This window comes from Enterococcus sp. JM9B, from assembly GCF_009933265.1.
Lineage (GTDB): Bacteria > Bacillota > Bacilli > Lactobacillales > Enterococcaceae > Enterococcus_C > Enterococcus_C songbeiensis.
Window position 1 is genome coordinate 39,724 of the sequence record NZ_MAEK01000019.1, and the last position, 9,501, is coordinate 49,224.

At 38.9% G+C, this 9,501-nt stretch carries 10 protein-coding genes; 1 reads left to right on the forward strand and 9 read right to left on the reverse strand.

What is annotated here, in order from left to right:
• The first annotated feature begins 170 nt into the window (after positions 1 to 170).
• The gene (locus tag BAU16_RS05820; protein ID WP_137604660.1) at positions 171 to 983 is read left to right on the forward strand and encodes a hypothetical protein; all 813 of its coding nucleotides are present in this window, start codon (positions 171 to 173) and stop codon (positions 981 to 983) included.
• A 71-nt stretch (positions 984 to 1,054) separates the two neighbouring features.
• Here BAU16_RS05820 and BAU16_RS05825 read toward each other — a convergent pair whose 3' ends face one another.
• From BAU16_RS05825 to BAU16_RS05865, 9 genes are all read right to left on the reverse strand, one after another.
• Positions 1,055 to 1,486: a universal stress protein gene (locus BAU16_RS05825; protein ID WP_048604236.1), complete on the reverse strand. Its 432-nt coding sequence runs from the start codon at positions 1,484 to 1,486 to the stop codon at positions 1,055 to 1,057.
• 59 nt (positions 1,487 to 1,545) lie between these two features.
• Positions 1,546 to 2,544 carry an ATP-grasp domain-containing protein gene (locus tag BAU16_RS05830; RefSeq protein ID WP_161526706.1) on the reverse strand — a complete coding sequence of 333 codons (999 nt, stop codon included), beginning with the start codon at positions 2,542 to 2,544 and terminating at the stop codon, positions 1,546 to 1,548.
• A complete protein-coding gene (locus tag BAU16_RS05835) occupies positions 2,541 to 3,704 on the reverse strand; it encodes a pyridoxal-dependent decarboxylase (RefSeq protein WP_161526707.1) in 1,164 nt (387 codons plus the stop codon). Before BAU16_RS05835 ends, BAU16_RS05830 begins: the two co-directional genes overlap by 4 nt.
• 17 nt (positions 3,705 to 3,721) lie before the next feature.
• Entirely contained in the window at positions 3,722 to 5,269 is a 1,548-nt protein-coding gene (locus BAU16_RS05840; protein ID WP_161526708.1) for a lipopolysaccharide biosynthesis protein, read from the reverse strand.
• A gap of 185 nt (positions 5,270 to 5,454) precedes the next feature.
• A complete protein-coding gene (locus BAU16_RS05845) occupies positions 5,455 to 6,582 on the reverse strand; it encodes a glycosyltransferase (RefSeq protein ID WP_161526709.1) in 1,128 nt (375 codons plus the stop codon).
• A 37-nt stretch (positions 6,583 to 6,619) separates the two neighbouring features.
• The gene (locus BAU16_RS05850; RefSeq protein WP_161526710.1) at positions 6,620 to 7,447 is read right to left on the reverse strand and encodes a glycosyltransferase family 2 protein; all 828 of its coding nucleotides are present in this window, start codon (positions 7,445 to 7,447) and stop codon (positions 6,620 to 6,622) included.
• A gap of 25 nt (positions 7,448 to 7,472) precedes the next feature.
• A complete protein-coding gene (locus BAU16_RS05855) occupies positions 7,473 to 8,567 on the reverse strand; it encodes a glycosyltransferase (RefSeq protein ID WP_161526711.1) in 1,095 nt (364 codons plus the stop codon).
• The gene (locus BAU16_RS05860; RefSeq protein WP_161526712.1) at positions 8,564 to 9,184 is read right to left on the reverse strand and encodes a sugar transferase; all 621 of its coding nucleotides are present in this window, start codon (positions 9,182 to 9,184) and stop codon (positions 8,564 to 8,566) included. The genes BAU16_RS05855 and BAU16_RS05860 overlap by 4 nt, the downstream gene beginning before the upstream one ends.
• A gap of 21 nt (positions 9,185 to 9,205) precedes the next feature.
• The coding region (locus tag BAU16_RS05865; protein WP_202621251.1) for an EpsG family protein at positions 9,206 to 9,501 on the reverse strand (296 nt) is incomplete at its 5' end.

Consider the following 9,501-nt stretch of genomic DNA (forward strand, 5'->3'; position numbering starts at 1 on the left):
CCTTTATTTTCATTCCGGCCGGTACCTAAACTGTAACAAATTCATCTATCTACGTACTTTCGGAAATCCAACGAAAAAAATCGAAATAAAATAAAAAAAACTGAAAAACCTTTCGTAATTATTTAAGGATTACTTTTTTTACAACTAATTAATCAAGGATGTGTTTATGTATGGAAAATTTTTCTTGTCTCAAAACAGGTGAACCAATCAACATTTCACCGGAATTTATCACAGAGATTCCTCTTTCTTCGATCACAGAATATTGCCAGACCCGAATTTTTCAACCGGAAAATATTGCCTGTCTCTGTGAGAAAATCGAGCCGATTGCAACAATTCATCCCTATAAAGTTATTCACGCCCTTTTGCCGATTGCCCGGAAAGAGTGTTCCCACTCCTTGGTGCTGACTGCTGAGGATTTCCGGCAAGTGGCGGCTACACATAAAAAAATCACAGAGTCTTTGCTCCATGATCATTTACATATTCAACCACAACTGTATCGCTTTGCACTTGCTGCAGTCTTTGATCAGTGTAAATACAGATTGCCTTGTAGTTTGCCAAACTATTGCCTCATTCCTCTTGGGGGAGTGACAGAAAAAGATACGATATGGGTCAATCCGGCACAAATTGCTGCGATCAGTGAAGAACTCAACTGCACAGAATTGATTTTACGAAATGGGTTTCGAATCGCTTGTAAAATGTCCCGTCAAAGTATTCATAACAGTATGTTACTGGGATTTCTTTGCCAAGGAATCATTAAACGGGAATGGCAATACGAATCCCTGCAAAGTAATCTGCCGCTGCAAGAATACCTGCATCTTCCCGGAACTCGCGAGATCAATCATGTAATTCAGAATCACCTCGTTGCTGACATTCCCGGCAAGCGTGGCGATTGGTTTCGCTCCTATTTTGACGAAAAGAAAATTGAAGTTATTCGTGCATTAACTGAAAAAGAAGAACGACTTTTGGAGAAAAATCGTTTATAAAAACAGCCCCAACCACGTTTACTTAAGGTGGTTGGGGCTGTTGGTTTAAATTGTAGCTGATAGTTTTTCTGTTACTTCACCATCAACACACTGCATGGTGCGTTATTCACGATATATTGGGTGGTTGATCCGGCTTTTTCCCGAGTGATGGAACCCATGCCTGTTGCCCCCACAATAATCAAATCCAAGGAATGAGCTTCCGGAATCGTTCGGGTGATGTAGACTTTTGGATTACCGACTTCTACGATAGGCTCTACTTGCTCGATCCCGGCTTCTTTTGCATCATGGATTCGTTTCAGCATATCCATTTCCACTTTTTCTTGTTCTTCTTTCAAAATTTTCGTATAGGCGTAAGAACTGGTGGACAATTCTTCTTCATTGATAATTGCTGCGATAAAGAGTCTTGCTTGGTTGTAACTGGCAATTCTGATTGCTTCATCAAATGCGGCATCGGCATTTTTTGATCCGTCAATCGCTACTAGAATTTCATTGTATCCATTCATTGGAAACACCTCCTTTTCTTCATTATACCATTGCGGAAAAAGGACGGGTAGTGAAGCGCCTATTGGACGTACTCAGCAATTTTCAGATCGTTGGCCTGTGTCTCTGGGGATACCAAGACTGGACTATAGCACTTCATCAACTTGATATGATCTTGGTACTCAAAGTCCGTGGGTTGATTGATTTCACCCATCAAATTATTCACAATCAATTTGGGAAAGTCTGTCCCGCACGCGTCAGCAAAAGGATAGCCGCCACCAAATCTTGGATTTGCTTCGGTGAGATAAAACTTGCCTTCATGTTCAAAAATATCAAGATCCATTGGTCCTCGGCAATTATTTTTTATTAAAAAATCTCGAGCTATTTTTTCAATACTGTCATTATGAATTGTGTGTCCTTTTTCAGTTTCGGCACCACCGATATTCATTTTTTTCTTCATGAAGAATTCAACGATCTCTCCGCTGATCAAATCAACATAGGCATCCACTCCGTATTCCGGACCTGTCATAAAGGCTTGGATCAAAAAAATCTCCGTCTGTTTTAATTCCTGTTGAAGTTCCTCAAGGGTTTCAATTTTTTGCACCCCGTTGCTGGCACTTCCACACACTGGTTTAATAAAAACCGGAAAATCAATGTCTCCTTTACAATAGCCTTCCTCAAAAGATGCCAGTGTTCCATAGGTTGGAATCGTTGGAATGCCATTCTTGATACAAAAATCATGCATCTTCATCTTATCAAAACAATTTTCAATAGCTTCTTTGGGAGGCATAATCAGCTTCACATTCAGTGAATCAAAAATTTCTGCCTGTTGACTTAATAACGTGATCTCCGGATCAATCAGTGAAATCAAGCCATTAATTCTTTCTTTTTTGCAGATTTCCATCACCGCTTCTAAATAACCTTCCTCATCGATTCTCGGAATCAGATAGTGTGCGTCTCCTGCATAAAGTGCTGGCGCATACTCACTGGCATCTGCACAAACGACACAAGTATTTTTCTGTCTAACAAAACAACAGACGGTTTCAACGCGGGTTCCAGGACTTAAAATTAATAGATTCATTGATACACCTTCGCTTTCTGCATATATTCATGTGCCGTCCATTTCGAACGGACTTTTTCATAACGGTTTTTTATTTTGACATACACTTCAGGAAAATAGCGAATAAATAAAGGATTAAGCCCCATTGTATAGGCACCAACTTTATAGTAGGTAATCTGTTGCCCCGTTCTTAGGAGCGGCCACTTTTTCAAGTGGATAATTTGATCTGTTTCCAGACAAGTAAAACCAACAATAATTTGTACAGGCACCTCCTCTTGTGGTTCTGATGATTCATTTGAAATATCAAAAGTGTAGGTATCCTTTTGGTGCAGAGGATCGGTATTAGCGCGACTTCCATCTGTGGTGACAAAAATATTTTGAGGTGTCTTTTTTACATCAATGACTGAGGTAACAAATGAAATTGGCGATGCAATCATAGATGAGCCAGGCTCAACAATCAACGTCAGCTCCTGATGATTGGGGACCTGTTGCAATTCCTGATAAATTGTTGCCATGTATTCCATAAAGCTTGGCTTATCCGGTACCCCACCAAAAAAACCACCACCAATGTCTACATATTCCAAGTTCAAGGAATGCTTTTGAATGACTTTGACTAGCTCAGCTGTAATTTTTTTGTAGACTTCCAGACTTCTCGTTCTACTTGTTGAATGAACATGCAGCCCCGCAAGAATCGCCTTTTTCTGAACTCTGGCAATTAATTTTGGCAGCTCCGCTAGCGGAAACCCAAACCGTCCGCCATTGTCGCCCATCGGTCCTTCTCCTGGACAAAGCTCCTCCAGATTTATCCGAAGACGAAGACCAACCCTCGTTTCTTCTTCAGCATATTTTTCCAACCAATCAAGCTCGCGATAGGTTTCAATATTCACAATTGACTGATTACGGATAGCCTCAGAAAATGTTTCTTCCGATTTTGCAGGCCCATTATAAATAATTTCTTTTGGTGAGTAACCCAACTCTTTAACTAAGTTGTACTCGTCATCTGAAACTACCTCTGCATAAAATCCCGTTGCCTTCATCCTTGTTACTATCCAAGGCAACGAATTGGTTTTTACCGAATATCCCATAATATTGGAAGGGAAATAGGTCTTTAATGCTGTTTTTAATTCATTGATATTTTTTTCCAATTCATCATCGTCAATAACGAAATATGGTGTCTCCATTTTTTTCCTCCAATCATCTAGGATGCAAAAACCGAATCCTTGATTTTTTTTAGTAGTGAAAAGCTATACTTGAACCCATCCGTTTGATAGAACAAAACAAGATACATACTCATGGTGAGAATGACTGTCACCACTCCTCGAAGGATGAATGGACCAAATCCTCCTTCAGGTAATTGATTTGTCACTAGAACAACCAAAAGACTGCTGCCTCCCAAAATTAAAAATTGTTTGACCATTTGCTGCAAATAAGTTGCGAGATTCGCTTTTAATGCAAACTTATGAACAATATAAGGTTCAAACCAGAGGACAGTGGACACCGTCGATAGCAACGTTCCCAACAATATGCCAGTGATTCCAAGATCAAATACAATTAAAAGAAATAACGAGAAAATAATATTTAACAAAGATTCCAGTAACGCTTTCCAGCGTTGGTGCCAAGCCAAACCAAAAGCATCAATAAAAATCAACGGTGTCATTCGGATTACTGAGGTGCTGTAATTGACTAAAATCAGAAAGACAGCAACGGGTGACAATAGGAATTGCTCGCCAATCCATAATCGAATAAATGGATTAATTAACGCTGCTAATAGACTTACTGTAAAAAACAAAAGAGTAAAATTAATAAATTGTTGACGTTTAAAGGTCTGTTGAATAGATTTTACCTCTTGTGTCACGCCTAAATGCCCGATACTAGCGGTCGTAGCAGCTAACGTTTGTCGCAACAAAATTTGGATACCAGTAAAGATCAAGAGATAATTGGCGTAGATTCCTACAGTAGTCAACCCGACAAATATAGAAATCAAGATATTGTCTGTACCGGTGACCACAAATCCACCAATTTTTGAGGAAAGATTCCCTAATGTGATTTTTTTTAGATTGTCTTTTTTTACCGTTGACAATTTGAATGTGCCGCGTTTTTTATATTGCGGATATTTCTTTCGTGAATAGAGGGTAATCATCACATTTGCACAAACGGTCCCAATGATTCGAATGAGTAAAAAGAGCAGATAATTTTGAGAAGTAACTAGAACAAAGATCTGCAAACCAGTCATGACGGCAATCATTAGGGTATCGATTGAAACAATCAAGTAATTCTGCTGACTGGCAATCAAAAGTGACCGATCATAGGTAAATAAATAGCTCACGATTGAATTTAAAAGAAACAAGAAATAAATCAAATAGAATTGTGCAAAGAGCTGATCTGCTTGTCCAGAAAAAAGTGGCAAGAAGGGAACCAACGCAACACCCAACAGACAAACGACCCCAGCAATTACATGGTATATTTTCTTGAAAAGCTGCATCAGTGCCGTAATTTCCTCATGATCACCGCGTGCAATCGGTCCGTACAATTCATAAACAATCGCTAACCCAAGACCTAATTCAGCTACTGCCAAAAAGGAAACGATGTCGTTAAACAAACTGTTCAAGCCTAAATAATTGACCCCTAGATAGCGAATAAAAAAACTTTGTACTATAAAACTGAACACCAGTTTGAGTACATAACTGAACATCGCCACACCAGAATTGATAATGGCATAGTCACTGCGGCTTTTTTTTGCTTTCAAGCACTTTACCCACCTTTCGTTTTAAAGTTTCTTTTGCAGTTTCTTAGTCAATTTTGTTAGTAAAGAAATCAAAAGGACTATCCTTTTTTAATGCAAGAAAAACTAACTGTTATAAATGAGAGGGGACTACTTTAATCGGTAAATAAAACATACGCTCATGATCCATTTATATGCCAAATTCTTGATTATCCATATTCCCGACCCTCCACTGATTTTTGTACATTTTCCTGAATGAAGCTTCGAATAGGTCCCACATAATCCTTGGTTGCTAATTCCAATCCACGCTTTTGACTTTTCTGTCTCATATCCAAAATTTTACTGGGTGTTGCCAAAATCTGCTTCAATTTTTGATACACCCCCTCTTCAGAATTATCCACAATCCAACCCGTATCTTCTAAAATCTCTTCCATGCCCGAACAATTTGTGGCGACAACCGGAACACCTAACACCGTTGCTTCTGTAACCACTGTGCTATACCCTTCAAATCGAGAGGAGGCTATGAATAAATCCGCCGCTGCTAACTTGGGATAGGGATTTTTTTGGTAACCGAGAAAATGGACATGTTTTTCTAAGCCATATTTTTTTTGCATTTTTTTCAACGTATCCAACTGCTCACCGACGCCCAAAATTTCTAACTGAAAATCAAAGCCATCTTGATTAACCAACCGATCCACTACCCGTAAAAGTCGATCATAGCCTTTTTGATAACTTAGTCGGCCCGCTGTAACGAACGTAAGTCGCTCATCTAACTGCGTTTTTTGAGGGTAATTCCCACATTTCACCAAATCAAGGGGATTGTATAATACACTTGTCTTATTAACATCGAGAGGTATCAGCTTCAAAAAAGATTGCCGAGCTGTTTCGGAGACAAAAACGGTATGATCATAAGCTAGATAGCTTTCAACCAATTCCTTTTTACTTCGATAGCTGTTCGAAAGTTCTCGCAACTCGTGAAATTCGCTATGCACCCAATTAACTAAGCTAGTCTCCGCTGAAGAACATCCTGCGACAATCCGTGTCGTTGGGCCTTCTAAAAATGAAATAATCAAATTATAGTCTTCGCGAATAATCTGTCGCGACAACCGTTCCTTAGAAAAAAGTTTCATCAGATGACTATTTCCGCGAATTTGTTTTGACCAAATCGTTTGAACAAAAACATGCTCAGGAATTGAAGTAAAATGGGGACCTTCGTTAAAAAGAACGAGTAAATCAATTTGAACATCCTCAAATTCGATTTGATTCAATAAATCAACGAGTATTTTTTCTGCGCCACCGCCTTTTAACGTCGAGATCATAAAAAGGATTCTGCTCATTGTTGCCACTCTCCTCACGATAAACTAGAAATCTTTGCTAATTTCTTCTTTCTATTTGTCGTTGCATTTTCATTCGATGCAACTGCCCATAAAGGCCAATAGGTACTAACCCTACTAGTAACGGGCGCAATAAAAATATATTCTGCCAGATTGGAAGGGCCAGCTCTCGAATAATCAAGCGCTTAACATATCTTTCATTTAGTCGATGTCCCATGGTTCGCCGTTTCATCGCCGCTCTGTCATCTTGGTAAAAATACAACAATTCTTGCAGGTTATACCCTTTATACCCCGCTCGATAGATCTTGAACCAAAGATGATAATCTTCTACTCGCATGAGTCGAGGCCCTTCACTGTAGCCTTTGACCTCTCGCAAAACTTCCGAACGAATCATACAGGAAGGATGACAAAACGGAGAAGCCTTCAACAAATCAAATGCGGTCGGCTCTGCTTTACTGTAGTCCTCACTCCAAGCACCTGTTTCGTCAAAATGGACCTTTCCCGTACTGACAAAAGCGAATTCGGAGTGCTTAGTTAAAAAAGCGACTTCTTTTTCTAGCCGTTCAGGATGAGAATAGTCATCCGCATCTTGTCGGGCGATATACTCGCCTGTAGCAAACGCAATGCATTTATTCAATGTATAATTCAGACGTTTATTTTCTGAATTCTCAAGCAGGAAGATTTTTTCAGGAAATTGAGTCGCATAGTTTTTTGCCAGCTGTTTTGTTTTATCCTGTGAACCATCGTCACACAAAATCAATTCCCAATTTGCGTACGTTTGAGCCAAAATTGAAGTGATTGCTTTTTCCAGTGTTTGCTCACAGTTAAAGATTCCCATAATAATTGAAACTTTTTTTTCAGCGTCCATTTTGTTCCTCCCCTCAAAAAAATTATTAATAAAATTTATTGACTGCTTCTACCGCATAATCCAGTTGGTAGCGAGCAGCTATTTTTCGATTGTTTCCGCCAATATTTTTTTTCTGATTGGGTGAATAATTCACTACCTGTTGGATCGCCGCCGTCACTTCAGCGACATTTTCTGGCTGACGAATGGTGATACCGGTTATATTATTTTGAGTATAATCACGGATTCCTCCAACAAAAGAACTGATTAGCGGTAACCCGCTGGCCATTGCTTCCAAGCCTGCAAGTCCCAACCCTTCTCTTTTAGAAATAAATAGCGAGAAATCCGCAATGTTCAAATACTTCCTTACATTTGGTACATTTCCTAGAAAAATCACCCGTTCTGTCAAGCCATGCTTTTGAACTTCTCCTTGCAACCGTGGAAGATGGTCTCCCGATCCACAAATCAGATAAAAAATCGGCTCTTTCATTTTTGCTAAAGCTTTAATTCCGGTTAGATGATTCTTATTGTCGTTTAATTCCCCAATTGAAATCATAACCTTCGCTTCTATTGGGATATTCAACTCTCGTCTCAACTGTTCTCGAGCAATCGTATCTTTGATTTGATAGCGATGCCAATCAAAACCAATGCCCGGAATATGCACAATTTTGTTTGCCGAAAATGTTTGTGCAATTTTAGTATCCTGCTCGTTAATCGTCATTAGGACATCTGTGTGTCTAGCTAATACTCGTTCCACCGGGTAGTACACCAACCAATTCTTTAAGGGTGCACCCTCAAAGAAGTGAAACCCATGAGCCGTATAAAAGACTTTTGACGCCTGATTTCGACAAGCAAATCGGACGATTGCCGAGGCAATGGGTGTATGCGTATGGACTATGTCAAAGAAATTTTTGTTGATTATATTTTTAAATTGACGATAGGCTTTTAAATTATTTTTATGAAAAGGTCTACGTTCAAATGGCAAATCGTAAACAATCACTTTCTCTAGAGACGGATGCAACGTTTCTTTCACTCGGCAGGCCACACTAACCTGATGTCCTTGTTTTAAAAGAAGGGCAATATGCGGAACCAGAAAAGAGTTGATCGTATTAGAAATCGTCGTTACGTATAAGATGTTTTTCATTCATTCCCCTCGAATTCTTTCTTTGTCACGTGATCGACTTCTGAAATCCCTTCTCTTTTCACAACTATTTTAATCGTTGCCAAAAGAATCAAACAATCTTGCCAAAAAGTTATTTTCTGGACATAGCGACAATCCCATGCAAACCGTTCTTGCCAACTAGTCGCATTCCGTCCATTGATTTGTGCCAATCCAGTCAACCCCGGGCGAACCAGATGACGCTTTTTTTGTTCACTATTGTAAAGAGGCAAATACTCTGGAAGCAACGGACGGGGCCCAATCAACGACATTTCTCCCTTTAAAATATTCCAAAGTTCCGGTAATTCATCAAGACTCATTGATCGCAAGAGATTACCAAAAAAAGTCAGTCGCTGATCATCAGGCAATAAATTCCCAAACTCATCTCTTTCATCTGTCATCGTTCGAAATTTATACAGCAGAAAAATTTTCTGATTTTTTCCTGGTCGTTTCTGAGTAAAAAAGATTCTGGGACCTAACTTTACACGAATCAGAAGTGCTAGTAACATCAATAAAGGAGAAAGAAGAATCAGCGACATGCTAGCTATTAAAATATCTAGCAGGCGTTTACCGATTACTGCATATACTTTTTCTATTCCCACAAGATTCACCTCACTTTTCTATTATTCTGTCCAAAAAATTAGATTGAGCTCAGATAAATATTCTCCCCTGTTAAATTTATCAACTTCAAAAATAAAGAAAATAAAATATAATCCAATAATCACCCAACGTAATATTTTATAGTCTTTTTCCTCAAAAAGTTGTTTTGCAATATAGGGGACTATTATGATTGATGAAAAGCTGAAATAAGTGGAAAGACGTGACAAGATAACGGTCTGTATCCCTAATAAAGTCAGCAAACTAGAAATAATCAACATATTCGCCCAAATATTATAATCTAAAACTTGAAACATAGAAA